The organism is Mycolicibacterium elephantis DSM 44368 (assembly GCF_004014805.1).
In the GTDB taxonomy this organism is placed as follows: Bacteria; Actinomycetota; Actinomycetes; order Mycobacteriales; family Mycobacteriaceae; genus Mycobacterium; species Mycobacterium elephantis.
Genome location: NZ_ATDN01000078.1, coordinates 1 through 26,564, shown reverse-complemented (window position 1 = coordinate 26,564; position 26,564 = coordinate 1). Strand labels below are relative to the sequence as shown.

At 67.1% G+C, this 26,564-nt stretch carries 24 protein-coding genes; 4 read left to right on the top strand and 20 right to left on the bottom strand.

Going from position 1 to position 26,564, the window contains the following annotated elements:
- Positions 1–4: 4 nt before the first annotated feature.
- From MELE44368_RS24940 to MELE44368_RS24890, 11 genes are all read right to left on the bottom strand, one after another.
- The gene (locus MELE44368_RS24940) at positions 5–1,081 is read right to left on the bottom strand and encodes a hypothetical protein (RefSeq protein WP_128110919.1); all 1,077 of its coding nucleotides are present in this window, start codon (positions 1,079–1,081) and stop codon (positions 5–7) included.
- Positions 1,082–1,275: 194 nt separating this feature from the next.
- Complete coding sequence (locus MELE44368_RS24935; protein WP_128110918.1) at positions 1,276–2,220, bottom strand: alpha/beta hydrolase; 945 nt, start codon at positions 2,218–2,220, stop codon at positions 1,276–1,278.
- Positions 2,217–3,836: an FAD-binding protein gene (locus tag MELE44368_RS24930; protein ID WP_128110917.1), complete on the bottom strand. Its 1,620-nt coding sequence runs from the start codon at positions 3,834–3,836 to the stop codon at positions 2,217–2,219. Before MELE44368_RS24930 ends, MELE44368_RS24935 begins: the two co-directional genes overlap by 4 nt.
- A gap of 8 nt (positions 3,837–3,844) precedes the next feature.
- On the bottom strand, positions 3,845–4,636 hold the full coding sequence (locus MELE44368_RS24925; protein ID WP_083042778.1) for an SDR family NAD(P)-dependent oxidoreductase: 792 nt from the start codon (positions 4,634–4,636) through the stop codon (positions 3,845–3,847).
- A 26-nt stretch (positions 4,637–4,662) separates the two neighbouring features.
- Complete coding sequence (locus MELE44368_RS24920) at positions 4,663–5,514, bottom strand: SDR family oxidoreductase (protein WP_128110916.1); 852 nt, start codon at positions 5,512–5,514, stop codon at positions 4,663–4,665.
- 4 nt (positions 5,515–5,518) lie between these two features.
- On the bottom strand, positions 5,519–6,010 hold the full coding sequence (locus MELE44368_RS24915) for a nuclear transport factor 2 family protein (protein WP_064928060.1): 492 nt from the start codon (positions 6,008–6,010) through the stop codon (positions 5,519–5,521).
- Positions 6,011–6,089: 79 nt separating this feature from the next.
- On the bottom strand, positions 6,090–7,124 hold the full coding sequence (locus tag MELE44368_RS24910; protein WP_241566760.1) for an acyl-CoA dehydrogenase family protein: 1,035 nt from the start codon (positions 7,122–7,124) through the stop codon (positions 6,090–6,092).
- On the bottom strand, positions 7,121–8,278 hold the full coding sequence (locus MELE44368_RS24905; protein WP_128110915.1) for an acyl-CoA dehydrogenase family protein: 1,158 nt from the start codon (positions 8,276–8,278) through the stop codon (positions 7,121–7,123). The genes MELE44368_RS24910 and MELE44368_RS24905 overlap by 4 nt, the downstream gene beginning before the upstream one ends.
- Positions 8,275–9,693, bottom strand: a complete 1,419-nt coding sequence (locus MELE44368_RS24900; RefSeq protein WP_064918914.1) for an aldehyde dehydrogenase family protein — start codon at positions 9,691–9,693, stop codon at positions 8,275–8,277. The genes MELE44368_RS24905 and MELE44368_RS24900 overlap by 4 nt, the downstream gene beginning before the upstream one ends.
- Before the next feature lie 16 nt (positions 9,694–9,709).
- The gene (locus MELE44368_RS24895) at positions 9,710–10,816 is read right to left on the bottom strand and encodes a zinc-binding dehydrogenase (RefSeq protein ID WP_128110914.1); all 1,107 of its coding nucleotides are present in this window, start codon (positions 10,814–10,816) and stop codon (positions 9,710–9,712) included.
- 19 nt (positions 10,817–10,835) lie between these two features.
- The gene (locus MELE44368_RS24890) at positions 10,836–12,413 is read right to left on the bottom strand and encodes an acyl-CoA synthetase (protein ID WP_064918916.1); all 1,578 of its coding nucleotides are present in this window, start codon (positions 12,411–12,413) and stop codon (positions 10,836–10,838) included.
- A 100-nt stretch (positions 12,414–12,513) separates the two neighbouring features.
- On the opposite strand from MELE44368_RS24890, the gene MELE44368_RS24885 reads away from it, so the two are divergent.
- Both MELE44368_RS24885 and MELE44368_RS24880 read left to right on the top strand, forming a co-directional pair.
- Complete coding sequence (locus tag MELE44368_RS24885) at positions 12,514–14,442, top strand: flavin-containing monooxygenase (protein WP_046751370.1); 1,929 nt, start codon at positions 12,514–12,516, stop codon at positions 14,440–14,442.
- The gene (locus tag MELE44368_RS24880) at positions 14,439–15,326 is read left to right on the top strand and encodes an SDR family NAD(P)-dependent oxidoreductase (protein ID WP_046751369.1); all 888 of its coding nucleotides are present in this window, start codon (positions 14,439–14,441) and stop codon (positions 15,324–15,326) included. The genes MELE44368_RS24885 and MELE44368_RS24880 overlap by 4 nt, the downstream gene beginning before the upstream one ends.
- 48 nt (positions 15,327–15,374) lie before the next feature.
- On the opposite strand, the gene MELE44368_RS24875 is transcribed toward MELE44368_RS24880, so the two are convergent.
- Both MELE44368_RS24875 and MELE44368_RS24870 read right to left on the bottom strand, forming a co-directional pair.
- Positions 15,375–15,989 (bottom strand): Dabb family protein, encoded by a 615-nt coding sequence (locus tag MELE44368_RS24875; RefSeq protein WP_046751368.1) that lies wholly within the window; start codon positions 15,987–15,989, stop codon positions 15,375–15,377.
- On the bottom strand, positions 15,982–16,329 hold the full coding sequence (locus MELE44368_RS24870) for a hypothetical protein (RefSeq protein WP_128110913.1): 348 nt from the start codon (positions 16,327–16,329) through the stop codon (positions 15,982–15,984). The genes MELE44368_RS24875 and MELE44368_RS24870 overlap by 8 nt, the downstream gene beginning before the upstream one ends.
- A 100-nt stretch (positions 16,330–16,429) precedes the next feature.
- Here MELE44368_RS24870 and MELE44368_RS24865 point away from each other — a divergent pair, with 100 nt between their 5' ends.
- Complete coding sequence (locus MELE44368_RS24865; protein WP_128110912.1) at positions 16,430–17,635, top strand: NADH:flavin oxidoreductase; 1,206 nt, start codon at positions 16,430–16,432, stop codon at positions 17,633–17,635.
- A 10-nt stretch (positions 17,636–17,645) separates the two neighbouring features.
- Here the strand turns inward: MELE44368_RS24865 and MELE44368_RS24860 are convergent, their stop codons facing one another.
- The 6 genes from MELE44368_RS24860 to MELE44368_RS24835 all read right to left on the bottom strand — a co-directional run bounded on the left by MELE44368_RS24860 (position 17,646) and on the right by MELE44368_RS24835 (position 23,649).
- Positions 17,646–18,563, bottom strand: a complete 918-nt coding sequence (locus MELE44368_RS24860) for a LipP1 family hormone-sensitive lipase (protein WP_046751365.1) — start codon at positions 18,561–18,563, stop codon at positions 17,646–17,648.
- Positions 18,560–19,402 carry an IclR family transcriptional regulator gene (locus MELE44368_RS24855; RefSeq protein ID WP_128110911.1) on the bottom strand — a complete coding sequence of 281 codons (843 nt, stop codon included), beginning with the start codon at positions 19,400–19,402 and terminating at the stop codon, positions 18,560–18,562. The genes MELE44368_RS24860 and MELE44368_RS24855 overlap by 4 nt, the downstream gene beginning before the upstream one ends.
- A gap of 294 nt (positions 19,403–19,696) precedes the next feature.
- Positions 19,697–21,157 carry an FAD-dependent oxidoreductase gene (locus tag MELE44368_RS24850; RefSeq protein WP_046751363.1) on the bottom strand — a complete coding sequence of 487 codons (1,461 nt, stop codon included), beginning with the start codon at positions 21,155–21,157 and terminating at the stop codon, positions 19,697–19,699.
- The gene (gene bphC, locus MELE44368_RS24845) at positions 21,154–22,062 is read right to left on the bottom strand and encodes a biphenyl-2,3-diol 1,2-dioxygenase (RefSeq protein WP_046751362.1); all 909 of its coding nucleotides are present in this window, start codon (positions 22,060–22,062) and stop codon (positions 21,154–21,156) included. The genes MELE44368_RS24850 and bphC overlap by 4 nt, the downstream gene beginning before the upstream one ends.
- 9 nt (positions 22,063–22,071) lie before the next feature.
- The gene (locus tag MELE44368_RS24840) at positions 22,072–23,253 is read right to left on the bottom strand and encodes an acyl-CoA dehydrogenase family protein (protein ID WP_046751361.1); all 1,182 of its coding nucleotides are present in this window, start codon (positions 23,251–23,253) and stop codon (positions 22,072–22,074) included.
- Positions 23,254–23,346: 93 nt separating this feature from the next.
- Positions 23,347–23,649, bottom strand: coding sequence for a 2Fe-2S iron-sulfur cluster-binding protein (locus MELE44368_RS24835; RefSeq protein WP_046751360.1), 303 nt, complete (start codon positions 23,647–23,649; stop codon positions 23,347–23,349).
- Between the two features lie 131 nt (positions 23,650–23,780).
- On the opposite strand from MELE44368_RS24835, the gene MELE44368_RS24830 reads away from it, so the two are divergent.
- A complete protein-coding gene (locus MELE44368_RS24830; protein ID WP_046751359.1) occupies positions 23,781–25,397 on the top strand; it encodes a flavin-containing monooxygenase in 1,617 nt (538 codons plus the stop codon).
- On the opposite strand, the gene MELE44368_RS24825 is transcribed toward MELE44368_RS24830, so the two are convergent.
- Positions 25,394–26,269, bottom strand: a complete 876-nt coding sequence (locus MELE44368_RS24825) for an alpha/beta fold hydrolase (RefSeq protein WP_082948499.1) — start codon at positions 26,267–26,269, stop codon at positions 25,394–25,396. The two genes, MELE44368_RS24830 and MELE44368_RS24825, sit on opposite strands and share 4 nt — an antisense overlap.
- Between the last annotated feature and the right edge of the window lie 295 nt (positions 26,270–26,564).

Genomic DNA, 26,564 nt, shown 5'->3' with positions numbered 1-26,564 from the left:
CGACTCAGGTCAGCTGGAACGCGCTGAGCGGCGCTTCCTCGGGGTAGGTCGTCGGACCGCCCAGGTCGTAGACCGCGTTGAGCGCGGCGATGAACTCGGGGTCGTGCAGCGGTTCGCTGGGCACGTCGAGCTTGATGCCCTTCTTGTGCACGTCGTCGACGAGCATGTCGATGGCTTTCTCGACGGTGAGATCGTCGCTGCCGTCCATGTTCTTCTTCAGTTCGTCGAAGTCCGTGAACACCTCGGCCGACCAGTGCACCAGGAACCGCAACTCGTCGGTGTGGTGGCGGGCGATCACATCCTCGCCGTTCTTGAGCAGCCAATGGTCGCGATCCGCCGGATCGCCGTTGAACACTGTGTCGAAGGCAAGGCCCGGCGGCGTCTGCAGTTCCAGCGGCCCGTTCGCCTCGCCGCGATGCACCATCATCTCGTTCTGCACGAGCACACCGCGGTTGTAGATCGGCGGCAGGACACGCCGCGGCTGCTTGAGCGGACCGTCGGGCCAGTAGGTGAAACCGCTGCCCTCGTCGAGCGAGAACCAGGTGATCACCTGCGCCATCTTGATCAGGTAGTCCTGGAACAGCCCGGACTTGCCCATCACGCTGCACAGCCAGGTCGGCGCATTCTCGTGGCGGACACCGCGAAAGCTCGGGGAATCCAGATGGCCGGGATCGCGGTTGGCGCACGGCCCGTTGATGTTGAACAGCATCATCTGGGGTTTGGCGTACTCGGCGCCCCAGTAACTCTTGGCGAGTTCGACGAACCGCTGGTTGTAGAAGCAGTCGTGCAGTTCCGGGTACAGCACCGTGCCGTAATTCGCCAGGTAGCCACGGAACGTCGCGGTCAAGAACAAGTCCAGCGACGGGGTGAAACCCTCAGGAAACATTCCGCTCATGGTCGCCATGAGCTCCTCGGCCGACGCGAAGTGCTGGGCGATGATCAGCCGCCACGGCCCCTGTGTGCGCACCACATCGAGGAGACGCTCGCGTTGGTCGTCGGTATAAACGTCGTCGATCTCACGCGGCGGCGAGGCCGGCCGCAGAATGTCGGAGAGCTCCATCCGCTGCTGTTCGGTAAGCATGCCCCGATTGTGGCGCGGCGATGGCCCGCCGGATCGTCACCTGTCCGGTGATCGGGACGCCGCTTTTGCGCCGAGCAGACGTGAGCACCCCCTTTTCGGGGGCTTTCAGGGGGTCGCAGCGTCTGCTCGCGCGGGGGCCCGGCTCGCGCGGGGGCCCGGCTCGCGCGGGGGCCCGGCTCACCGCCGAGAAGGCGCTACCGCGGGAGCGGGTGTGCGAACTTTGCGCGCAACAGCGCACCGATTTCGGCCACCGCCAAGCGCCCCCGCGCCGTCGCGTCCGAGCGCATCAGGAACCCGTGGTAGATGCCGGGATAGCGGGTCAGCGTGGTCTGGACCCCGGCGTCGCGCAGTCGAAGCGCATACCGCTCGCCCCAGTCGCGGATCGGATCACACGCGGCGGTGACGACGATGGCCTGCGGAAGCCCGGTCAGGTCGGTTGCCATTGCGGGGAACCGATATTCGTCCCGCGGTGTGCTCACCCCCCGGTCCGCGAGTTCGTGCATGAAGTCGATGTCGTCGCGGCACAGCATCGGCGCGTCAGGCATGCTCCGGATCGACTCGCACGTCATGTTGCGGTCCAGCCCCGGATACAGCAGCACCTGGCAGTAGATGGACGGGCCGCCGCGGTCGCGCGCGGCAAGAGCGACAGCCGCTGCCAACGAGCCGCCGGCGCTGTCGCCGATGACCGCCATCCGCTTGGCGTCGACGCGGAGCGCGTCGGCGTTCGACGCGACATACGAGGTGGCTGCATAAGCATCCTCGAACTGCGCCGGCGCGGGTGCCTCGGGTGCCAATCGATAGTCGACGGATATCACCGCGGCGCCGCTTTCGGCGGCCAGTGTCCGGGCGAGTGGTTCGAACGAGTGATTGGATCCCAATACCATTCCGCCGCCGTGGAAATAGACCAGGACGGGGGAGTCGTCGGCGGGGGTGGGGCGATAGATCCGGATCGGAACAGACCCTGCCGGGCCGGGGACGTCGCGGTCCTCGATGTCCGCCATCTCCGGCATGTCGTCGGGGTGCGGCGCCGATTCGATCGTCCGCCGCACCTCAGTAAGACCGCGCTGACGCATCGGGGGAATCGGCCCGAAGGCCGCGACGCGCTCGGCGGCGTCGGGATCCAGAGGGTATTGCGTCACGGCTGATCTCGGTCGCCTGATGCCGACTGCAGGGTGGCGGCCGCGTGCGCACCCGCGCGGCGTCCGCTGAAGATGCAGTCCGCGATGGACAGCCCGCTGACATAGCTGTTGGAGCAGATGCCGATCGCGTTTCGGCCCGCGGCATACAGGCCGGCCACCGTCCCGCCGTCCCGATGGGCGACTTCGCCCGTGCGTTCGTCGACGAGGAGGCCGCCGAGTGTCAACCCGGGGATCGGATAGAACATCGACGAGTCTGCCGAGATATTGATCGAGTAGAACGGCGCGGTCACCAACGGTGGGCACAGATCCGGCTCCTTGTGAGCGGGATCGCCTGCACCGCTGCGGATGCCGTGATTGTATTCGTCGACGGTGCGGCGCAGCCCCGACGGATCGATCCCGTTCTTGACCGCGATGTCCTCGATCGTCGACGCCTTCTTGTGCCCAAGGGTGAAGAGGTAGATCAGCTGCAGGCGCTGGAAGAGTTGCGTCTGCTCGCGGATTTGATCCTTCACCTTTCGCCAGGTCGGGGCGTCATAGATCGCCCAACCGGCGCCGCCGAATTCGCGCATCATCACGTTGCCGTGCGTGGCCCCGTACAGGTCCTCGTTGGCGATGCGTCGACCGTCCCGACCGACCGTGAGGCCCTCGAGAAACGCGCTCGGAGGCGACAGGAAGCGCCACGCGGTGACGTTGCCCATCTTGTCGGTCATACCGCCGGCCGCGACGCCCAGGGCGATGCCGGAGCCGTCGTCACCGGGGGTTCCGAGCGGGGAGATCTTCAGAAATTCCGGCGCGTGTTCGGCCATCCACTCGCGGTTGTGGATGAAGCCGCCGGCCGCCAGGATGACGGCGCGCGCGTGTGCCTCACCGTCCACGGCGGCAGCGGCCCACAGCGCCTCGGCGTGCTCGACAGCGCCCTTGACCAAGCCCGGTAGCCAGGTGCCGGCCTTTCCGGTGAGTTTGGTCAGAACCCGGTGCCTGCGTGCGTGGGGATGGTTCGCGGGCATCGCGCGGTAGCGGACTCCGCAGAGCCGCCCGTCGCCGTCCGATAGGAGTTCGTGTACCCGGCACAACGGAACGAACTCGACGCCTTTGGCTTTCGCCGAGCGGCGCAGGTGCTCGAACAGCACCTTGCCCGAACTCATGCCCGGCGCCAGCACTCGGTGGCCGCGCGGCACGGGTCGCGCGTGACGCGCGTAGGGATAGGCCTTTTCGTTTCCGGAGTAGTACAGGTAGAAGTCGTCGGTCGGATACGACGTCTTGTACGACGGCACCGGGCCGCCGCGGAACTGCACCCCTTGCCGCTTTAGCCAGTCGATCAGCTCTGGGCTCTGCTCGCAGAACCTCTGCAACGTTTCGTCGCTGACCGCGTCGCCGACCTCCTGCTCGAGGTAGGCCCGCATGTCCTCGACGCTGTCGTCGTAACCACCGGCCCGCTGTTCGGCGGTTCCCGCGCCCGCGTAGATGATTCCGCCCGACAGCGCGGTGGCCCCGCCACCGTATCCGCGGTCCAGCACCAGCACGCGTGCTCCGCGGTCAGCGGCCTCGATCGCCGCGGCGGCGCCGGCAGCCCCGAACCCGACGACGATGACGTCGTACCCAGTTGTTGTTGGCATGTTCACTATCACAGGACCGACTTGATCTGTTTGGCGACCAACCGGGTGGCGCGCTTCGCCGACAGCCGGGTCAGGATGTCGAGAGCCCGCGCATCCGTGCCGATCAGGACGCGGAACCGGTCATCGGCAATGCCGTCGACGATCTTGTCGCCCGCGGCCTCGGCGCTGGTGGAACGGACTTTCCTGCCGCCGGCATCGAGCATCTGCACCCCGGAGTTGCCGGTCAGGTTGGTGTCGACGTTGCCCGGAAACACCGTCACCACATGGACGTTGGTGTCGCACAGTTCGGCGTAGAGACCTTCGCTGAACTGCTTGACCGCACCCTTGCTCGCGCTGTACAGCGTTTGGCTGGCGAACGGCAACAGCGCGGAAAGACTCGACATGTTCGTGATGTTCGCCTCCGGACGTGCCAGCAAGGTCGGCAGGAACGTGCGGCACATGCGCACCGTGCCTTCGAAGTTGATGGCCATGATGTGGTTGGTCTCCGCCGGGGAGAGTTCGGCGAACGGTGCGAACCGGTGTATGACGCCTGCGATGTTGACCAGCCCGTCGACCTGCCCGTGTGTCTCTGTCACCACATGCGGCAGTGCCGCGACGGCCTCGTCGTCGGTGACGTCGAGAACGTGGGTCGACACCGGGTAGCCGGTCCGGCCCGCAAGCTCAGCCGTGGCGGCCAGCCCGACAACATCGAGGTCCACCGCCGCGACGCGGGCGCCTCGGCGGGAAAGACCAAGCGCGACTTGCCGGCCCATTCCGTTGCCTGCGCCGGTCACCACGAACACCCTGTCGGCGATCTGCACGTCGACCTTCTTTCAGCCGGATCCGGTCAGTGCCGTGCGGGGTCGAATCGCTGCTTGGTGCGCAGGACCGGTGCGCGGCGGTCAGCCAGGATCGCGGCCCGCTCGGACATCGCGTTGCCCACATACTCGGGCTGGGTGAGCAGGTAGAACTCGCCCGCGGCGGCCTGCTCGAACACCACCTGTGCCGCTTCGAGCGGATCCATGGCCTCGGCCTTGATGTCGAGCATCGCCGCCCGCTGCGATTCGGCGGCCCCGACGTCGCCGTCGTCGACCCCACCGGCCGCTTCGAAGATGTTGGACTTCACCGCGCCGGGCAGCACCGCTTGCACGTGGATCCGGTCGGCGTGGCCGGCCAGTTCCACTTCCAGACGCAGACATTCGGTGAGTGCCAGCACCGCGTGCTTGCTCATGATGTAGGGCGTCTGCAGCGGTACGGCGGCGACGCCGCCGATGGACGACAGGTTCCATACCCACGCCGGGGCGTCGGTGGCGATCATGCGGGGTAGGAACGCGCGGATCCCGTAGAACACGCTGCTGACGTTGATGTCCACCAGCCGGTCCCAGTTGGCGACCGGGGTGTCCCACAGATAGCCGAACTGCTCGACACCTGCGTTGTTGACCAGCAGCCGTACCGGTCCGGTGTCGGAGTAAACCTGTGCGGCAACGTCTTCGAGCGCTTCCGGGTTGCGCACGTCGCACACCAGGTCCACGGCGCCGGGCAGTTCCTCGCGCAGCGCCGCGATGGCGGCGCCGTCGATGTCGACGAGCACGACGGTCATGCCCAGCGCGGCGGCGTGGCGCGCCAGACCCGCACCTATCCCGTTGCCTGCGCCGGTGATGACGGCGACACCACCGCCGAAAGCCGTGTGTGCGTCCACCCCGTTACGAGCCGGCCGATGCCGTGGCGGCGGTCTTGGCGGCGTGCTCGGCGAACGGAATCGAGTCCTCGGCGTCGAGGATCACGGTCATCGAGGTGAAGACCAGTCCGTTGTCAGAGCGGCGGATGCCGACGTCGACCACGCCGCTGGAGACGTCGAACGGGACGTTGTTGGTCACCTGGTTGACGTACAGGTAGAAGCGGGCGGTGGTGACGTCGCCGTCGACCCCGGTGCGGAAGATATTGGTGGCATGGTGTCGCAACGGGTAGGGATTCTCGTTGCGGTGCTGGGTCAGCCACGCCAGCGTCTCGTCCTTGCCGTGCAACTCGGCGGCCAGCAGATCCTCGAACGGGCAGTCGCCGGAGTCGGATCGGCTCAGGTATTCCATCTCGTCGCCGAGCCGGGCGCCCAATTCGGTGAAATGGCCCTGGTCGTAGTGATACCAAAAGCCGGCGATGAACTCCTGGACCTCAGACAGCGTGATCTCGTTGCTCATGGCATCGAGTCAACCTTCGGTTCGCACGGCATGGCGTCAAGGTGCCCGGTCAGTGGAACATCGCGCGCCCGCGGACCGGTCAGTCGGTGATCAATGCCCACATGTCCGCGTCCGCCGCCATCGTCGCGGCGCTGACCTGCTCGTCCCAATAGCGCACCGACCCGAACTCGGATCGCCACGCCAACGCGGCGCGGGTGAACTCGTGCAGCCGGTGCTCGTAGGTGGTGCCGATGGCGCCGTGGATCTGATGGGCGTTTCGCACCACGACGGAGCAGGCGTGGCCGACACACGACCGGGCCGTCGCGACGCGGAAGCGAAGGTTCGTCGACGCCCAGTCGCTGCCGACCGCCGTCATCAACGCCGCCTCGGTCGCCGCGCGGGCCAGCGCCGCCTCGGCCGCAGCGTCGGCGATCAAATGCTGTACCGCCTGGAAACGTGACAGCGGACGGCCGAACTGGATGCGCGAACTCGCATGGTCGATCGAGGACAGCACGATCTCGTCGAGGACCGCGCATACCTGGATCGCCCGCGTCAGCGCCGCTTTCAGGCGCAACTGCTCGAGCAGATCCGCGGCGACGGGCACCCCACCGAGCGCGGTGACATCGGCCACCACGGTGTCGCGCGGTTCGCCGATCAGGTTGGCGCCCGGCGTGATCTCCAGTTCCCCGGTGTCGACATCGGCGACGCGGTGGGTGTCGCCGTCGCGCCACACCACGACGACCCGGTCGCTGCCCGCCGCCCAGGGGACACCGCGCGCTGTGCCGTCGTCGTCCAGCACACACACCGTCCGCGCCGCGGCGTCAACCGGCATCGTGATCTCGTCGAGCAGCCAGCATGCCAGCAGGTCGTGTTCGGCCAACGGAATGCGCACGGCGTTGCGGGCCGCCGCGGCGAGCAACTCGGACGCCTCGAACCACCCCGCTCCGCTGCCGCCGGACTCCTCGGCGCCGGTCAGGCGAACCAGCCCCAGTTCGTCGAGGCGGCGCCACAACTCGGCATTTCGTTCGACGGTCTTCGGCGGCGGATGGGCGTCGCGGTACTCGGCGAACACCGCGCCCATCATCTCGACCAGCGCGGGATCGACGTCCATCGGTGTCGTGGCGGCAGTGCTCATCGCAGCCCCAGCCCTCTCGCCACCACACCGCGCAGCACTTCGTTGGTCCCGCCGCGCAGCGTGAAGCCCGGACGCTGGTCGACGGCGAGTGAAACCAGTTGAGCGAACTCAGGATCCGCTGTGTCGTTCGTGAGCGTGTCGGCGAAATCGGCGATGTCGCCCTCCGTGGTGGTGCCGAGAATCTTGACGACGGCGGCGGGGATGTCTGCCGGATCCCGGCGTTCGAGCGCACCGGCCACCGCGCCGGACATCTGGTGCAAGGCGGCGATGCGGGCAACCAGTCGGCCGACGTCGGGATCCGCCGCACCGCGCTGTGCGGCCATCCTTTCGCCGCACGCCCTCAGCAGGACGAACGTCGACAGAAACCGCTCGGGTCCGCTGCGTTCGAAGGCCAATTCCGAGGTGACCTGCCGCCAGCCCGCGCCGATCTCACCGAACACCATGTCGTCGGGCACGAATGCTTCGTCGAGGATCACCTCGTTGAAGTGGTGGGCGCCGTTCATCGAGACGACGGGCCGGATGTGAACCCCGGGCCCACGTAGGTCGACGATGAACTGGCTCAGCCCGGCGTGCCGGTTGTCCCGATCGACCGGCGCGGTGCGGGCCAGGGCGATGAAGGCATGCGCGCGGTGTGCGCCCGAGGTCCACACTTTGGTGCCGGACAGCAGCCAGCCGCCGTCAACCGGCACCGCTTTGGTGCGGACGCTCGCGAGATCCGATCCGGAATCGGGTTCGCTCATGCCGATGCCGAAGAAGCAGTCGCCACGCACGATGCGCGGGAGAAACTCCTTCTTCTGGTGTTCCGTGCCGTACTTGAGTACCGAGGGCACAATCTGCCGATCGGCGATCCAGTGGGCCGCGACGGGCGCACCCGCGGCCAGAAGCTCTTCGGTCACCACGAACCGTTCGATGAACGAGCGTCCGTGCCCGCCGTATTCGACGGGCACCGTCATCCCGAGATAGCCGTGTGCGGCAAGCGCTTTGGTGAAGTTCTCATCCCATCCGGTGAGCCAGGCGTCGACCGACGGTGTGAACGCGCCCGCGGAGAGCTGTTCGGCGAGGAATTCGCGAACCTCGGCCCGTAGGCTCGCCGTCCCGGCGGGATCGACGGCCGCGGGCGGCACCAGTCGGGGGAGCGTCTGCGGTGAGCTCATGAAGGCAACTGTAAGGACTTGGTCTGCAGGAATTCCTCGAACCCCGCGCGGCCGAGTTCCCGGCCGACGCCGGACTTCTTGTAGCCGCCGAACGGCGCGACGGGGTTGTACATGCCGCCGTTGACGTCGAGCTGTCCGGTCTGCACCCGCCGCGCGAACGCAATGGCGGTGTCGAGGTCGGGTCCCCACACCGCGCCTGAGAGCCCGTAGGGCGTGCCGTTGGCGATGCGTAGGGCGTCGTCGGCGTCCTGGAACGGAATCACCGCGAGCACCGGCCCGAACACTTCCTCCTGGCCCAGCTCGGAGTCGGGGTCGACGTCGGCGAACACGGTCGGGGCGACGTAGTAGCCGCTGTCGCGAACCGGTTCGGATCCGCCGGTGAGCAGGCGGGCGCCGTCGCGGCGCGCGCGGTCGATGAACCCGCGCACGGACTCGAACTGCGCGGCCGAGGCCAGGGGACCGATCCGGGTGCCGGGATCGGACGGCTCGCCGACCGTGTACTTGGCCGCGGCGGCGTCGATCAGTTCGAGGGCCTCGTCGTAGCGCGAGCGCGGCACCAGCATCCGGGTCCACGCCATGCAGGTCTGCCCGCCGTTGAGAAACGCGTTGCCCACGCCGACCTTCACCGCGGTGGTCAGGTCGCCGCCGTCGAGGATGACGTTGGCGGACTTCCCGCCGAGTTCGAGGGCCACCTTCTTCACCGAGCCGGCGGCCAGCTCGGCGACCCGGCGGCCCACGGCGGTCGACCCGGTGAACGACACCACGTCGACGTCGGGATGCGACGCGATGCGCTCGCCCACCACGGATCCGCGTCCCGACACCAGGTTCACCACCCCGTCGGGAAGTCCGGCCTCCTCGACCGCTTCGATGAACTCGAACACCGAAAGCGGTGCCTCGTTGCTCGGCTTGAGGACGACGGTGCAGCCCGCGGCGATGGCGGGCAGCACCTTGGCGACCACCTGATAGAGCGGGTAGTTCCACGGGGTGATGGCGCCGACGACGCCGTACGGCTCGCGCAGCACCAACGAGTTGCCCACGCGCTCTTCGAATTCGAAGGACTCGAGGACGTCGGCGAAACCGCGGGCCACGGCCAGCGGCACCTTGGTCTGGACACCTTGTGCGATGCGCAACGGCGCGCCCATCTCCCGGCTGATGGTCTCGGCAATGTCGGGCAGCCGCTTCTCCATCGCGGCGATCACCCGGGCCAGCCGGTCACGCCGTTCGGCGCGGGTGATCAGCGGGTCGAATGCCCTGCGGGCGGCGTCCACAGCCGCGTCCACGTCGGCGACGGTCCCGTTGGGCACGCAACCGATCACCTTCTCGGTGGCGGGGTCGACGACGTCGATCACGTCGCCCGCCGACGGCGTCACCCAACGCCCGTCGATGAACAACGTCTTGCGGGTGTAGTCGTGCATGGATCTCCTCGGAGGATCAGGGAACGATGCTGGCGCGGACGTCGCGCTTGTGCTCGGCGGCGGCGAAGGCCTCGTTGATGTCGTCGAGCGGATACTGCGCTGCAGCCAGCCGGTGCAGGGGGAGGGTCTCCTGGTGCTGTTCGAGGAAGGTCAGGGCCCGCGACAGCACCGGCGGTTCGTACAACGAGACCCCGATCATCGTCTTGTTGGCGAAGACGAACCGTGACGGGTCGAATTCGAAGGTCTTGCCGATGTTGATGTTGCCGATCTCGACGTAGCGGCCGAACTGGCCCAGCATCTTGAGGCCCTCGTCGATGGCGGACGGGTGGCCGACGACCTCCACCACGACGTCGGCGCCGTGGCCGTCGGTCAGGTCGCGAACGGTCTTCGCGCGGTCCTTCACCGTGGCGGCCGTGTTGATGTCGATCACCGCGTCGGCGCCGAACGCGGTTGCCAACTCGAGCCGTTCGGGCACACCGTCGATGGCGATGACCCGGCTCGCGCCCCGGGCCTTGGCCACCGCGACCGTGTAAAGCCCCAGCGCACCGGCGCCCTGCACGACGACGGTCTCGCCGAGTTGCTGGTCCACACGCTCGAGGCCGTACATCACCTGAGACAGCGCACAGTTGGCGCCCGAGGCGATGTCGTCGCTGACCCGGTCGGGCACGGTGTACACGACCGCTCCGGCGGGCAGCAGAAAGTAGTCGGCGTAGCCGCCGACGAAATAGGGAGGCGCATCGGCGCGTCCGAGCATGGCCATCGCGAGGTTCAGGCACGCGTTGCGCCTGCCCGCCAGGCAGTTTCGGCAGTGGTGGCAGGGAAAGAAGTAGGGGAACACCACCCGGCTGCCCTTCTGTAGAGGTGCGCCGTTGGAGTCCGCCGTGACGCCGTCACCGAGCTCCTCGACCGCGCCCACCATCTCGTGACCGAGCACCGTCGGAAGTTGTCCTCCCAGGCCGCGGGTGGCGAAGGTGCCGTGCCACGCGTGCAGGTCCGATCCACAGATGTTGGTCCTGGTGACCTTGATCAGGATCTCGCCGGGGCCGACCTCGGACAAGTTCACGGTCTCGATCTCGAACAGCTTTCCGGGCGCGTCGAAGCGCGCGATACGTCCTGTGAACAACTGTCAGTTCCCTTCTGGCTCAGCGGCTCAGCGGTTCGGCCGCGAAGCGTTCGCGCAGTTGACGTTTCAGCAGTTTGCCGCTCGGATTCTTCGGCAGTGTGTCGACAAAGAAGACGTGCTTGGGGGTCTTGAACCCGGCCAGATGCTGCCGGCAGTACGCGATCAGGCCGTCCTCGGTCAGGTTGGCACCTTCGCGAGAAACCACCGCGGCGACCACGGTCTCGACCCACGTCGGATGCGGAAGTCCGAAGACCGCGACCTCCTGAACCCCGTTGTGCCGGTAGAGAACCTCCTCGACCTCGCGGCTGGCGACGTTCTCGCCACCGGTCTTGATCATGTCCTTCTTGCGGTCGACCACGTGCAGCAGCCCGTGTTCGTCGTAGTAACCGAGGTCGCCGGAGTGGAACCAACCGCCGCGGAACGCCTCCGCCGTCTTGCCCGGGTCGTCGAGATAGCCGAGCATCAGATGTGGACTGCGGTGGGCGATCTCACCCACCACACCGGGTGCGACCGGAGCGTCGTCTTCGCCGAGGATCGTCGTCTCGACGTTGACCACCGGCCGTCCCGCAGAACCGGCGTGGGTGTCCTGCTCGTCGGGCCCGAGCGCGGACGCCAGCGGTGCCAACTCGGTCTGGCCGTAGAAGTTCCACAACCTCAGGTTCGGCAGCCGGTCGCGGATCTCGGCGAGGATCTCGATCGGCATCGCCGAAGCGCCGTAGTAGCCCTTGCGCAGGCTCGACAGATCGACCTCGTCGAACACCGGGCAACGCAACAGGCTGATCCAGACCGTCGGAGGCGCGAAGTAGTTGGTCACCCCGTAGCGGGCGATCGTGCGCAGCACCGTCTCGGGGTCGGGCCCGGGCAGGATGATGCTGGTCGCACCGAGATAGATGTCGGTGGCCAGGAAGTTGTCCAGCTGCGCGCAGTGATACAGCGGCAGCGAGTGGATTTCGACGTCGTCACCGGCCATCGAGCCGGCGACGATCGTGCTGACGTACTGCCACATCAGGCTGCGGCTCGTGTGCATCGCGCCTTTGGGCCGCGACTCGGTGCCGCTGGTGTACATCAACCGCAGCAGCTGGTCGTCCTCGATGCGCGGATTCGGCGCGGGGGTGGTGGTGGAAAGCCATTGCGCGAAGTCCTCCCAGCCTGGCGGAACGCTCTGTCCGGGCCGCACGATCGCGGCCCGGGTGCGCACCGCTCCGTCGATGCGCATCGCGTCCTCGGCGACGGCCGCCAGCTCGGCTTCGACGATGAAGCCGTCGGCCTTGCTGTGGCCGAGGATGTAGGCGACCTCCTCGGCCGTCAGCATGAAGTTGACCGGCACCAGCACCACCGCGGCGCGGGCTGTGGCGAAGGCGAGCACCGCGTACTGCCAGCAATTGCGGGCCAGCAGCGCCACCCGATCACCCGGCCGGAAGCCGTTGTCCTGCAACGCCGCCGCGGCGCGATCCACGAGGTGATCGAACTCGGCGAACGTCAGCACCACGTCGCCGTCGATGATCGCGGTCTTGTCGGGTTGCCTGCGGGCCGACCGTCGAGGGATGTCACCGAGAGTGTGGCTGCGCGCCTGGGCGACCACAGCGTCCAGATCCATGGCGGCAGCGTAGGCAGCACGGCATGGCGTGGGCGACGGATGTCCCGCTCAGTAGGCCGAGCAGTGCCCGGTCTGCCGTACCGCGTCGATACTCAAGCTCGTGACTGCTGACACCCGAGCCGTACCAGCGCCGCTTGCGCAGGCCGCCGACCGCGATGAACTGGAAGCGAATCTCGTGCAGGCGGACCCCGGTGTGCTGGTCGCGGTGCTGGCTCAGCTGACAGGTGATCCGTCAGTGGTCGACCGGTTCGGACCGAAAATCTCTCACGTGCCCGATCCGCCAGAGCGCGCAGGTGTTACCGACGACGACACCATGCGAGCGCTGGTCGACGCACTCATCGCCGCACTGGGGGCGCCCCGTGCCGACAATGCGCTGGCCCCAGACGATCGCGAGCTGTTCACCCGCGTGCTACCGGTGGCGCTGGGTTCCGACGTCGACGACGAGTTCGTCCCACTCCTGCTCGAACAGGGGGGCTTTCATCTCTCGCAACCGTCGTTGCCGCGCACGGTGCCGATCCCGTCGACGACGACGGTCGCGATCATCGGCGCGGGCATCGCCGGCATCATCACCGCGTTGGCCGCCGCCGACGCGGGAGTGAACTACCAGATCTTCGACCGCAACGAGGAGGTCGGCGGGACCTGGCTGACGACGAGGTATCCCGGAATCGGTGTCGACACACCGTCGGCGTACTACTCGCTGTCGCGGGAGGTCAACCCCGACTGGTCGAGCTACTACCCGCAGGGCGCGGAGTACCAGAACTACCTGGTGTCCCTGGCCGATAAGTATGGGCTGCGCGAGCACACCCGGTTCAGCACCGAGGTGGAGGCCCTGTGGTGGGACGACGATCGCAAGCAGTGGCAGATCCACGCGATCGACCGCGACGGCAACCGTGACGTCAGCTATGCCCGGGTGGTCGTCACCGCGGCCGGTTATCTCAACCGGCCCCGGTGGCCCGATGTGCCCGGCCGAGAATCGTTCGAGGGCATCAGCGTTCACTCGGCGCTGTGGGATCCGTCGCTGGACCTCGCGGGCAAGCGGGTCGCCGTCATCGGCGCGGGCTGCACTGCGGTGCAGATCGTCGACGCGTGCGTGGACGAAGTGGAGCATCTCACCGTCTTTCAACGTCAGCCCCACTGGGTGGCCCCGCGCAAGCGGCTCTCCGACGACGTTCCCGAGTACCGGCGATATCTCGGACGGCATCTGCCGTACTACGCGAACTGGCACAGGCTGAAGTCCTACTGGGCGACAGCGGACAACAACTATCCCGTGATCCTGCAGGATCCGGAGTGGGCGAAGGACCACCTGTCGATCTCTCCGGCCAACGACGTGCTGCTGCAGATGTGTCTGGAGTACATCCACGAGACCTTCGGCGAAGGCTCAGAGCTGGCGAAGAAGGTCACGCCGGATTTCGCACCGTACGGCAAGCGAATCGTCCGCGATCCGGGCGGCTATTACGCGGCGCTGACCCGGGATCACGTCGACGTCGAAGCCAGCGAACCGGCCGCCGTCAACCCCAACGGCATTGTCACTCAGGACGGAAGGCAGATCGATCTCGACGTGATCGTCTACGCCACCGGGTACCACCTCGATTTCCTGTCCACGGTTGACATCCGAGGCCGCGACGGCAGGACACTGCGCGAGGAATGGGGTGACAGCCCCCGCGCCTACCGCGGCGGCACGGTGCCGGGGTTCCCGAACCTGTTCATCACCTCGGCGCCGAACTACAGCCCGGGTCACGGCGCGGGCGCCAACTTCTCCATGGAGGTGCTTGCCCACTACATCATCGAGTGCCTGCAACTGCTCGCGCTGCGCGATGCCACCACCATCGAAGTGACGCGGGAGGCCTACGACGAGTATGTCGCGCAGATCGACGACGCGATGTCGCGGACCGTGTGGTGCCACACCCCGAACGCGCACACCTACTACCGTTCTGGCTCCGGTCGTGTGGTCGTGTCGACTCCGTACCGTTTGGTCGACATGTGGCATCAGCATCGTGCGCCCGTCGAAGAGCACTTCACAATCCGATGAGCGGACTTCTCACCGGCAAGACGGCACTGGTCACCGGCAGCAGCAGGGGCATCGGACGCGCTGTGGCGCAGCGTCTTTCCGCAGAGGGCGCCACGGTGGTAGTGACGGCGCGGTCATTCGAGCCGTCGGCATCGATTCGCGGCGGCGCCGCCACCGCCCTGCCGGGGACGATCGGCGAGACCATCGAGCTGATCGAGCGGGCCGGCGGCACGGCATTTGGCATCGCCGCGGACCTCGAGGACGCTGACCAGCGTGGTCGGCTGGTCGACGAGGTCGTCGAACGCGCCGGCGGGCTGGACATCCTGGTCAACAACGCGGGCTTCGCGGATTACGCCCTGGTCGAAGAGATGGGCCTCGAGACATTCGACCGCACCGTCGAGCATTATCTGCGCACGCCTTTCGTGCTGACGAAAGCCGCGGTGCCACACATGCGGCAACGGGGCGCCGGCTGGATTGTGAACATCGGGTCGGTGACCGGCGTCGCGCCGGTGCGGCCGTACCGCGAGTACAACAAGACGTCGGGCGACGTCGTCTACGCCTCCTGCAAGGCCGCCCTGCACCGCTTCACCCAGGGCGTGGCCGCCGAACTGCTCGATTCGAACATCGCGGTGAACTGCGTCGGTCCGTCGACTGCCATCCGCACCCCCGGTGCGGCCCAACTCATTCCGGATACCTTCCCGACCGAGCCGGTGGAGTACCTGGCCGAAACCGTGCTGGCGATGTGTCACCTGCCGGCCGCCGAGCGCACCGGGCTGGTCGCGTTCAGCCTGCACTATCCCTGGTCACAGGGGCTGACCGTGCGCACGCTCGACGGTGCCGAGGAGCTGCCGCCGCTGGCACCGCCGCCGACGGCCAACCCGAACATCCTGCCCGCCGGCCTCTAGTGATTTCGGTGCGCAAACCTGCGCTCGGCGATCGTTTGCGCACCGAAATCACCCCATGCTGCAGAAGCTGTGGCAGACGCGATCGCGGACGATGACCTCGGGACACTCGGGGTCGAACCACCGGTCCACGTACGCCCAGTGAATGGGGTGCATGAGGTACGGGCCGGTCAGGCCGTCGAGGTCGCGAAACTCCTGCTCGAAGACGTGGGTCCACGGTGAAGCACCGACCGCGGAGTCGACGCGACTGAGCTGCCAGGTGGCGATCGACGTGACATAGCGGGGCAGGAGCCGCAGATCGTTCTCGAAGCGCGACATCGTGGCGTCATCGGTATCCGGTTGCACTCGAAGCAGCAGTGTCCGGTAGACGGTGGCGGAGAGGTCTCTGGCGGTAACCGGATCGCCGGTGTAGGTGGCGCCGTTGACGCGGCCGATCTCGGGGCGATCGAGCATTGAATCGAAACTCATTGCCACCGAGGACCATTCGTCCGCATCGTTGAACCGCAGGTGCATGAGGATGTCGCCGCCGTTGCGCACCCCGGGCAGTGTCGGCTGCACCAGAACGTGGGCCGCACCGCTGGCCGCCGACGCCTCCCGCAGTTCGCCGAGCAACCGGTCGCGTTCGGATGCGCCGACCGTGTCGATCAGGCGGATGACGCTATACATCGCACAGGCCGTCCACATCCGCCGCCGCGGCGGCAACGCTGCGCGTGCGCTCGACGACGAGTTCGGCGACCCCTTCCCACCACGCCCCGAGCGTGGCGTCGGGCCTGCCCTTCCACGTCATCTCCCACCAGGCCTGAGGACTCGGCAGCGTCCACGTCACCGTGATGACGTTGGGTTGGTCGTCGAACCAGATCGGCGGGCTGACGAGCACATCGCGAAGCGTCATCCCACGATTCCGCGCACCCGGCGCGTATTCGGCCAGATACGTGTCGACGAAACGCTTTGCGCATCCCGGCCGGGTGATGACCCGGTCGATGACGAACACCTCACCGTCGACCATCACCCGACAGTAGGGTCGCGGCGGCACCGGATACGGCGACGCTCCCAACCATCGGGACGACACCGTTGACCACGCCGTGTGGCGGGAGCACCGTGGTCCGATGACCGTCGAGACCCTGGACCCGTTCACGCCGACCCGGCTCGGTCCAGCCACGTTGCGCAACCGTGTCATCAAGGCCGCGACGTCCGAGGGCCGCTCGCCCGACGGCATGGTCACCGACGACCTCATCGATTTTCACGTCGCGTTCGCCGAGGGCGGCGTGGGGATGACGACGGTCGCGTACTGCTGCGTCTCGAAAGAGGGCGCCAGCGCGCCCGGCCAGATCGTGATGAGTGATGCGGCGCTGCCAGGACTGCGCAGGCTCACCGACGCCGTGCACGCGGCGGGCGCCGCGATCTCGGCTCAACTCGGCCACTCCGGCGTCGTCGCGCCGAAGAAGCTGACGGGCGTCACCGCTGTCGCGCCCAGCCGGTTCATCAATCCCACCTCCTTCGCATACTGTCGCGAGATCACCCGTGGCGAGATCCGCACGGTCATCGAACACTTCGCCGCGGCGGCACAGGTGGCCGTTGACGCCGGCTTCGATGCCGTCGAGCTGCACTTCGGTCATCTCTACCTGCCGAGCTCGTTCCTCAGCGCACGCATCAATCGGCGCAAAGACGAGTACGGCGGTTGCATCGACAATCGGTCCCGGCTGGTCCGCGAGATCGCGGCGCGTGTCCGGGAAGTGGTGAAGGACCAGATCGCGGTCATCGCCAAACTCGACATGGACGACGGTCTGCCGGGCAGCATCTGGGTCGACGAGGCCCTGCGGACCGCACAATTGCTCGACGCCGACAACACCTTGGACGCCATCGAACTCACCCAGGGCTCATCGGTTTACAAGCCGATGTACCTGTTTGGGGGTGATGTCCCGGTCAAGGAGTTCGCCGAGGTGATGCCGCCGGCTCTGCGGCCGGGAGTCCGCCTCGCCGGCAAGCGGGTGATGGGCAGTTACCCGTACCGCGATCTCTACATGCTCGACGCGGCGCGGCAGTTCGTGCCCGTGGTCCGCAACACGAAACTGATTCTGCTGGGCGGTGTCACGAACTACGAGCACCTCCAGGCGGGTCTGCGCGAGGGCTTCGACTTCATGGCGATGGGCAGGGCGTTGCTGCGCGAGCCCGATCTGGTCAACGCGATGATCGCCGATCACGGCACGCGCAGTCGGTGCAACCACAACAACAAGTGCATGGTCACGGTGTTCGGCCGGACCCACTGCGTCCTTGATCCGCATCAGCGCTACGGACCGGTGCCGACGGTCTAGGGGGCCGACCTCACAGCAGCTTCGCGAGTTCCTGTGTCGCCTGGCGCCGTGCCTCGTGGGCGATGTCGAGCATCGGCATCGTCATGAACCCGTGGATTCCACCGTCGAAGGTGCACCGCACCACGGGAACTCCCGCGGATTCCAGCGCATCGGCGTACGCGATGGCCTCGTCTCGCAGCGGATCGTGGCCGGCGACCACCACCACGGCCGGCGGGAGCCCGTCCAGGCGGGCCTGCAGCGGTGACGCGTACGGGTGCGTGCGGTCCGATGACGAGGGCACGTACTGATCCCAATACCACTGCAGTGCCGGGCGCGGATTGTAGAAACCCTTGCCGTACAACCGGTATGACTCAGTCTCGAAGTCCGCGGCGATCATCGGATAGATCAGCAACTGTGCCGACAGGTCAGGCCCGCCGCGGTCTCGCGCCATCAACGCGGTCACCGCCGCGAGGTTGCCGCCGGCGCTGTCGCCCGCCACCGCCAGGCGGCCTGGGTCACCGCCGAACTCCGCGGCGTGCTCTGCCGCCCAGCGCGTCACGGCGTAGACATCCTCCGCCGCGGCGGGCCACCGATTCTCCGGAGCGAGCCGGTAATCCACCGAGATCAGCACGGCAGGAGTGAGATTCGCCAGGTTACGGCAGAGCGCATCGTGGCTGTCGAGGTCGCAGAACACGAACCCACCGCCGTGCGCGTACACCACTAGGGGCAGCGGAACTTCGGCCGCGGGCCGGTAAACCCGTGCGGTGATGGGCCCGTCGTCCCCAGCGATGACGACATCGTCGACGGACGCTAATGATTCGGGCTTTGGCGGTGGCACGAAGCGCGATCGGATCGTGGCTCGCGCCTGCGCGCCGGTCATTTCGTGCACGGGCGGAAAGCCGGAGTCCAGCGCCTCGATCAACGGGGCGAGCTGCGGATCGAGGTTCACGCGTACTGCAGCACCTGCTCGCGGACCGCCGCGGGCCGGGGCGCGGATAGGTTCCGCAGCGGCCGGGCCTGCTGCAACGTCGGGGCGACCCGCTGGCGGCCCTCCTCGGCGTTGCGCCATATCGCCATCGCGGTCATCCGCACGGGCGCGACGAGGCGCTGGTCGAACTTCACACGGTTCATCGGTCCGCACACTGATACGGCGGCCACCGCCTCACCCTGCCCGCCGATCGGCGCTGCGACGCAGCCGAATCCGGCCAGGGCTTCCTCGCGGTCGAACGCGATGCCGTGCGAGCGCACCTTGGCGAGTTCGGCGCGCAACTGCGTCGGCGCCCCGATGGAGTATTTGGTGCGACGGCGCGACAGGTCGATCGTCTCGTAGTTCAGGTCGGGCACCGCCGCCAGCATCGCCTTACCCAACGCCGAACAGTGCGCGGGGTGACGTGCTCCCACCCGGCTGGGAATGGCTGCGGCGAGCCCGTCCCCGATCTTCTCGAGGTACAGGACATCGGAACCATCGAGGACCGCGAGATGGACGACGAGGCCGGTCGCGCGGTGCAGATCGTGCAGCAGGGGCACCGCCGCCCGGTGCAGGCGGTCCTGGTGCACAGCGAGCGAGCCCAGTTCGATCAGCCGCATGCCCAGCTCGTAGTCGCGTCCGCTGCGTCGCAGCCACCGCAGTTGAACGAGGCGCTCGAGCATCCGATGCGCCGAGGAACGGGGGAGCCCGGTGCGCCGCACGATCTGCGCCAGCGTCAACCGACCCGGCCCATCGAAGGCGTCAAGAACCAGCGATACGCGGTCGAGGACGGCGCTGGGAGTTTCGACGGTCGTTGTCATGAGGCCTCCGGGGGCAGGCTGCTGCGACAGCAGGCGATATTTCTAATAGGAATATGCCTATTTGTAGCATACGGCTGTGTGGGGTGTCACACGAATGCGCGAATTTGCTCCCGGCCACGTTGCTGACCTGTAGTTAGCCGTCGGCGTAACGCCGCCGGCGCGGCGAACGCCCGGTCGGGCAGCTGCAGAGCTTCGCACCAAGCGGCATCGGCGTGTCTCTGACGGGTTGATCGCATGCACCCTGTGCGTGCGATCAACCCGGTTAGGGCAGCTGCCGGGACCCGAGAAGTAGAACTAGGCGCCGGCGGCGCGGCGTCCCGCCCGACGGCCGTAGAAGCTGCCGTCGCCCAACGAGATCCCGCTCGCGTAGCCCCAGGCGGCCAGGCCCGCGGTGCAGCGGCCCGCGGCGAACAGACCGGGGATGGGCTCGCCGCTGACGTGCAGAACCTCCGCGTCCAGCGACGTCAGAAGCCCCCCGAGGGTGAATCCGCCGGTGCTCTCGCGCAGGTCGATCGCGCCCACCGGCGAGCCGATCGGTCGCAGCCACTGCGGCTTCTTGTGCAGCAGCGGATCCTCGCCCGTGGCGGCGCCGGCGTTGTAGGCGGACACGGTCGCTTGAAGTGACCCTGTCGGCAGGCCCATCTCGGATTCGAGTTCGGCCACCGTCCCGCACACCCACGTCGGCGGTCGCATCATCAACTGCGGCGACAGCGACGCCATCGCCTCCTCCTGGGCCTTCTCGTCGATGATCAAGAACGCCGTGTTGTCCTGGTGATACAGGGTCAACTGCCCGACCCGGCCGGGATAGGTGTCCTCGGGGACGTAGCGCTGGCCGCGGCCGTTGACGAGGATGCCTCGCACCAGCTGTTGCGGGTCGATGAAAATGGCCACCTCGGTGGCGTCCATATGGGCGAGGTCGGCGCCCAGTGCCTGCGCCATCCGGATCGCCTGACCGTCGTGCTGCTCGATCGCGGCGGCGGGCCGGCCTGCGATGCGCGGCGCGTACTGGGCGACCATGGCCTCGTTGTAGGCGAAGCTGCCCATCGCGAGCACCACACCGCGGCGCGCGCGCACCGCGATCTCCTCGCCGTACCGGCGTGCAAAGACCCCGACCACCCGGCCGTCGGATTCGACGATCAACCGCTGCACGCGAACGTCGTATATCGCTCGCGCACCCGCCGCGGTAGCCGTCTCCACAAGCGGTTTCATCAGCATGTAGCCGGCGCTCGACTCGCCCTGCTTCTTGTCCGACATCTGCGGGACGTGTCCGCGGGGCGCCGGTTCGGCGATGGTGTTGAACGGATAGGAGTTCTCGCCGCCGCTGTACATCAACCCCTGATCGCCCATCGGCTCCCAGCCGGGCTCGCCGAAGAACTCCGGCTTGAAGTGCACGCCGCAGCCGACGAGCCAGTCGAAGTGTTCGAGGCTGCCCTCGCAGTAGTCGGCGATCCGCTTCTCGTCGGCGCCGGGTCCCATCGCGACATTGAGGTACGCAGCCATATTGGCCACCGAATCCTCGAAACCGCAGGCCTTTTGGATCGGCGTGCCCCCACCGAGGTAGATGAAGCCACCCGCCATCGACGCGGCGCCGCCCCATGATCCGGTGCGCTCGAGCACCAGCACGTCGGCGCCGGCGCGTACGGCCTCCACGGCCGCGGCCGCTCCGGCGATGCCGAAGCCGGCGATGACGACGTCCGCCTCCTCGTCCCATCGCGCGACATCCGCCGCCGGCAGGGGAGTGACGTCGCTGCTCACGGACGCATCGCCGCCGGGAGGTCGGACACCCACTCGTGGCCCCAGTAGCTGTCGGCGGTTATTTCCTCTGCGGTGTAATAGGTTTCGTCGACCCGCATGCCATCCGTGCCGAACTCGATGTCCCAGTCCCCGGGCGCGCGGACGTAGAACGACACCATCTTGTCGTTGGTGTGCCTGCCCAGCGTCGAGGACAACTGGAAACCGTCCTTGTTCACCCGGTCGAGCGCCTGTCCGACCGCGTCGAGGCTGTCGACCTCCACCATCAGGTGGACCAGGCCCGGGTCACGCAACGTCATAGCGGGACAGATCGCCAGGCTGTGGTGGCGTGCGTTGATCCCGAGGAACCGCACGCGCAGCGGGCCGAACTCCGGCGGCGTCGGAACGCGGAACGCCCCGCGCGACTTGAATCCGAGTACCTCGGTGTAAAACCGGAAGAGCCCGGGCACATCGAGGGCCGGCAGCACGACATGCCCGAGTCCTTGATCCCCGGTGACGAACCGGGCGCCGAACGGCGTCACCACGGGACTGTGGTCGAGTACCGCACCGTGGAACACCTCGGTGGAAGTGCCCGCCGGATCGTCGAAGGCGATCACCTCTTCGACGCGGCGGGCGTCGGCCTGATCGAGCGAAAGCTCTTTGACCGCTACGCCCGCAGCGTCGAGCGATGCCTTCACACGGGTCAATGCCGCGTGGTCGCGGACCTCCCAACCGACGGTGACAATCCTGTCGACATCGCCGGGAACCACGATGATGCGCGCCGCGCGCTCGTCCATGCGCAGGTAAAGCGCGTCGTCGTCGGGACCGGAGCCCTCGGCGAAGCCGAGCACCTTGAACGCGAAGTGACGCCAGCGTTCGATGTCGGTGGCCTGAACCTTGACGTATCCGAGACTCTTCAGATCGCTCATCGCGCCCCTCTAGATCATCGCCCGCAGCGGACCCTGCGGATCCACGCCCAACGAACTCAGGGCCGAAGCGTGAAACACCGTGCCGGGCACGTGGATAGCGTGCAACTGACCGACATGCACATCGCGCCAGTACCGCTGCAGAGGCTTGTCCATGCGTGCGGCGTTGCCGCCCGAGCGGGCGAAGATCTCGTCCACCGCGGACACCGCGCGCCACACAGCACGGATCTGGGTGCGGCGGCCTGCGGCCCGATCCTCGAAACTGACGTCCTTGCCCGCCGCGACCATGTCGTAGATGCGTTCGGCATTGGCCAGCAATTCCTGACGTGCGGCATTGATGTCGGCGGCCGCCTCGCCGATGGCGTACATGACATACGGGTCGTCCTTGATCGCAACCCCGCTGGAGTTCACACGCTCACGCTGGTAATCCAGGTGTGCCGCCAGCGCACCCTCCGCGATGCCGATCGTGGCGGCGGAGATACCGAGCGGGAACATCGTCGACCACGGCATCAGGTACAGCGGCTCGGTCATGCCGGCCTCGCGCTGGGCGGTGCCGTCCATCACCTTCATCGCGTCCATCGTCCGGTACTCCGGCACGAACGCGTCCTTGACGATGACGTCCTTGGAGCCCGTGCCGCGCAAGCCGACCACGTCCCACGAGTCCTCCACAATCTCGTAGTCCGGCCGCGGAAGAATCATGTGCAGCATCTGCGGGGGCATCAACGGTTTGCCGTCGGCATCGCCGATCATCGCGCCCAGGATGATCCAGTCACACGCATCGGTTCCGGAGCTGAACTGCCAACGCCCGTTGAAGATGTAACCGCCGTCGACCGGCTTCGCCACACCCTGCGGCGCATAGGGCGATGCCATCCAGGTGTCGATGTCGTCACCCCAGACTTCCTCGCCGACTCGCGGATCGGCGTAGGCGAGTTGATAAGGGTGCACACCCACCACGCCGTTGATCCAGCCGGCCGACGGGTCCAGAGCCGCTGTGGCCATCACGGTCTCGGCGAATTCGCGCGGGTGGGCCTCGAAGCCACCGTGCTTCTTGGGCTGCAGCAGCCGGATGGACCCGGCGGCCTTCATGGATTTGACCGTCGTGTCGGTCAGCCGCCCGATTTTCTCGGCTTCCTCGGCCTGCTCCTTGAACTGCTCGGCCAGTTGCATCACCCGGTCGAGTACGCGCTCACTCATGCTGGTGTCCTCACTCTGTGCTTGTCCTTGATGGTCTACCGCACAAGGCCGTCGAAAGGCGCCGATTCCCAATCAGCGGGCTGCATTTCCAGGTCAGTACTCGATGTGAAGGTCATCGGTGACCGGTCGGGCCTGGCAGCCGAGGATGAGGCCCTCGGCAAGGTCGGCCGGCTCGAGGATGTCGCAGGCGGCCATGTCGACCTCGCCGGACACCACCGTCGCGACACACGAGCCGCAGTGGCCCTCGCGGCACGAGTGCGGAGCATCGAGCCCGGCGTCGAGCATCGTGTCGACCAGCGTCTTGTCGCGGGGCCAGCGGAGGTGGTGCCGAACGCCGTCCAGATCGACGCACACAGTGGCATCGATCCGCGCGCCGACGGCCTCGGTTCCAGGCATGTGGTGATCCTGAAGCGTCTCCAGAGATCAGGTCGACGTGTCCTTCCGATGGGTGGAACGGCATCTGCTCGATTGTCCGGTCATCGGGAAACTCCGGCTGTGGCGGGTCCACGACGACCTACCGTGGCTGCGTGGGTATCTCCGGGCAGCGGTCGAGCGTGGATGCGGTGGTGGTCGGCGCGGGCTTCGCCGGTCTGTACGCGCTACACAAGCTGCGGTCACAGGGCTTGACGGTGCGCGTGTTCGAGGCGGCGCCGGAGATCGGAGGCACCTGGTACTACAACCGCTATCCAGGGGCGCGCTGCGACGTCGAGAGCGTCGACTACTGCTACTCGTTCGATCCGCAGCTCGAGCAGGAGTGGGACTGGTCGGAGAAGTACGCCACCCAGGCCGAGATCCTGCGCTACATGAACTGGGTCGCCGACAAGCTCGACCTGCGCGACGGCATCACGTTCAACACCCGGGTCACGTCGGCGGTGCTCGACGAGGACAACCTGCGCTGGACCGTGACGACCGATACCGATGAGGTGGTCACCGCGCGCTTCTGTGTGATGGCGACCGGTCCGCTGTCCGCGGCGCTGACGCCGGACTTTCCCGGCCTGGACGGTTACGCGGGGGAGCTGTACCACACCGCGCACTGGCCGCACGAGCCCGTCGACTTCACCGGGAAGCGGGTCGCGGTGATCGGTACCGGTTCGTCGGGCATCCAGTCCATTCCGGTGATCGCCGAACAGGCCGATCGTCTCTACGTGTTCCAGCGGACGCCGAATTACAGTGTGCCCGCCGGTAATCGGCCGTTGACTGACGAGGACCGGGTCCGGATCAAGGCGACCTACGCCGAACGCCGTCGGCTGTCGTGGCGCAGCGGGGGCGGCTCACCGCACATCGCCCATCCGAAGCTGACGATGGAGGCCACGCCCGAGGAGCGCCGCGAGGCGTTCGAGAAACGCTGGGAACTCGGTGGCGTGCTGTTCTCGAAGACGTTCAGCGATCAGATGATCGACATGGCCGCCAACGAGGAAGCGCGCAAGTTCTATGAGGAGAAGATCCGGGCGGTGATCGACGACCCCGAGGTTGCCGAGCTTCTCATCCCGAACGACCATCCCATCGGTACCAAGCGAATCTGCACCGACACGAACTACTTCCAGACCTTCAACAAGCCGCACGTGAGCCTGGTCAGCGTGCGGAAGACACCGATCGTGTCCGTCGACGCCGACGGCATCAACACCACCGACGCCCATTACGCCGTCGACGCGATCGTGCTCGCCACCGGGTTCGACGCGATGACCGGTGCGCTGGCGAAGATCGACATCGTCGGTCGCGAAGGGGAGAGGCTGCGCGACGATTGGGCGGACGGTCCGCGCACCTACCTCGGGCTCGGTGTCGACGGATTTCCGAACCTGTTCCTGGTCTCGGGACCCGGCGCGCCGGCGGTGCTGGCCAACATGGTGCTGCACGCCGAGGCGAACGTGAACTGGATCGCCGAGGCGATCTCCTATCTCGACGGGCACGGCTACACCGCGATCGAAGCTACCGGCGAAGCGGTGGACAACTGGATCGCCGAATGCAATCGGCGCGCGGAAGCGACGCTGTTCCCGAGGGCCAACTCCTGGTACATGGGCGCCAACGTGCCGGGTAAACCGCGCGGATTCATGTTGTTCATCGGAGGATTCGGTACCTACCTCGACATCTGCGCCGAGGTGGCCGCCGCGGGTTACAAAGGTTTTCGCCTGCTCGCTACGTCCTAGGCGTCGCGGGCGAGGAACGCCAGCACGGTGCTCTCGAAAGCCGCCTTGGCCTCGATCATCGCCCAGTGCCCGCAGTTCGGGAACACGTGCAGCTCGGCGTTGGGAATGGTGCGCATCGGGATCAGCGCCATGTCAAGGGGACTCACGCGATCGTCGCGTCCCCACGTCAACAGCGTGGGTGCGGCGACCTTGTGCATCTGCGCCCACGGCAGCGGCGCATCGCTGCTGCGCATGAACGCCATCATCTGCGCGAAGGCCTTCTTGCCATACATGCGCCGGGCAGCCGCGAGGGTCTCGGGATCCGTCGCTAGTTCCCAGCGTTCCTCGATCAGTTGGTCGGTCACCAGAGACTGGTCGTAGACCATCGAGTTGAGCCAGTCGACCAGTCGCTGACGGGTGGGATCCTCGGTGAACTCCTGCAGAAGGCGGATGCCTTCGCTGGGACCGGGACTGAAGATGTTGGTGCCGATGCCGCCGATGGTGACGAGCTTGCCGATGCGGTCGGGGGCGCTGATCGCGAAGTTGATCCCCACGCCGCCGCCCATGGAGTTGCCGATGATATCGACGCGGTCTATCTCCAGCGCGTCCAGAAACGGCGCCACCGCTCCCTGCGCGTCGATCATCGGATGGCCACCGTAATCGTCGCTGACCCCGAATCCGGGAAACTCCAGGATCAAGCAGCGAAACCGCTCGGCGAAGGTGGGCAGTACGCCGCGAAAGTTGCGCCAGCCGGTGACGCCAGGGCCGGACCCGTGCAGAAACAGCAGAACGGGACCGTCGCCGACATCGTAGTAGCGCAGCACTCCGGCGGGTGTCGCCGCCTCGCGCAGATCGTTCTCGACTCGGGTGAGGAAAGCCGCTGGGTCGGTCACGTGCACAGCCTGCCACGCGCGCTTCGCCCCTTGAGCGGCGGTCCCACTCACCGGGCTCCCGGTAAGCGGGACGCTCACTGTGCCGCCACAAAATTCGCTGCGACGCTTGCACCTCGAGGCATGGGGTCATCGACCCCCGCCTGTCTGATCACAGTGTGGAGGCCGATGTCACCCGCGATGCCCCGTGAGGCTTCGCCGGTGACGACGGCGGACGGAGTCGCGGGCGATGGCGGTTGAGGCACCCGAGCGGTGGGCGGTGGGGTTGCCGCGGGTGCGGGATTTGTCGGGGCCGATG

Excerpts from the sequence above, each read along its gene's own strand:
- MELE44368_RS24940 (WP_128110919.1), bottom strand. The coding sequence starts at position 1,081 with ATGCTTACCGAACAGCAGCGGATGGAGCTCTCCGACATTCTGCGGCCG.
- MELE44368_RS24930 (WP_128110917.1), bottom strand. The coding sequence starts at position 3,836 with ATGCCAACAACAACTGGGTACGACGTCATCGTCGTCGGGTTCGGGGCT.
- MELE44368_RS24915 (WP_064928060.1), bottom strand. The coding sequence starts at position 6,010 with ATGAGCAACGAGATCACGCTGTCTGAGGTCCAGGAGTTCATCGCCGGC.
- MELE44368_RS24910 (WP_241566760.1), bottom strand. The coding sequence starts at position 7,124 with ATGAGCACTGCCGCCACGACACCGATGGACGTCGATCCCGCGCTGGTC.
- MELE44368_RS24905 (WP_128110915.1), bottom strand. The coding sequence starts at position 8,278 with ATGAGCTCACCGCAGACGCTCCCCCGACTGGTGCCGCCCGCGGCCGTC.
- MELE44368_RS24900 (WP_064918914.1), bottom strand. The coding sequence starts at position 9,693 with ATGCACGACTACACCCGCAAGACGTTGTTCATCGACGGGCGTTGGGTG.
- MELE44368_RS24890 (WP_064918916.1), bottom strand. The coding sequence starts at position 12,413 with ATGGATCTGGACGCTGTGGTCGCCCAGGCGCGCAGCCACACTCTCGGT.
- MELE44368_RS24880 (WP_046751369.1), top strand. The coding sequence starts at position 14,439 with ATGAGCGGACTTCTCACCGGCAAGACGGCACTGGTCACCGGCAGCAGC.
- MELE44368_RS24875 (WP_046751368.1), bottom strand. The coding sequence starts at position 15,989 with ATGTATAGCGTCATCCGCCTGATCGACACGGTCGGCGCATCCGAACGC.
- MELE44368_RS24870 (WP_128110913.1), bottom strand. The coding sequence starts at position 16,329 with ATGGTCGACGGTGAGGTGTTCGTCATCGACCGGGTCATCACCCGGCCG.
- MELE44368_RS24865 (WP_128110912.1), top strand. The coding sequence starts at position 16,430 with ATGACCGTCGAGACCCTGGACCCGTTCACGCCGACCCGGCTCGGTCCA.
- MELE44368_RS24855 (WP_128110911.1), bottom strand. The coding sequence starts at position 19,402 with ATGACAACGACCGTCGAAACTCCCAGCGCCGTCCTCGACCGCGTATCG.
- bphC (WP_046751362.1), bottom strand. The coding sequence starts at position 22,062 with ATGAGCGATCTGAAGAGTCTCGGATACGTCAAGGTTCAGGCCACCGAC.
- MELE44368_RS24840 (WP_046751361.1), bottom strand. The coding sequence starts at position 23,253 with ATGAGTGAGCGCGTACTCGACCGGGTGATGCAACTGGCCGAGCAGTTC.
- MELE44368_RS24835 (WP_046751360.1), bottom strand. The coding sequence starts at position 23,649 with ATGCCTGGAACCGAGGCCGTCGGCGCGCGGATCGATGCCACTGTGTGC.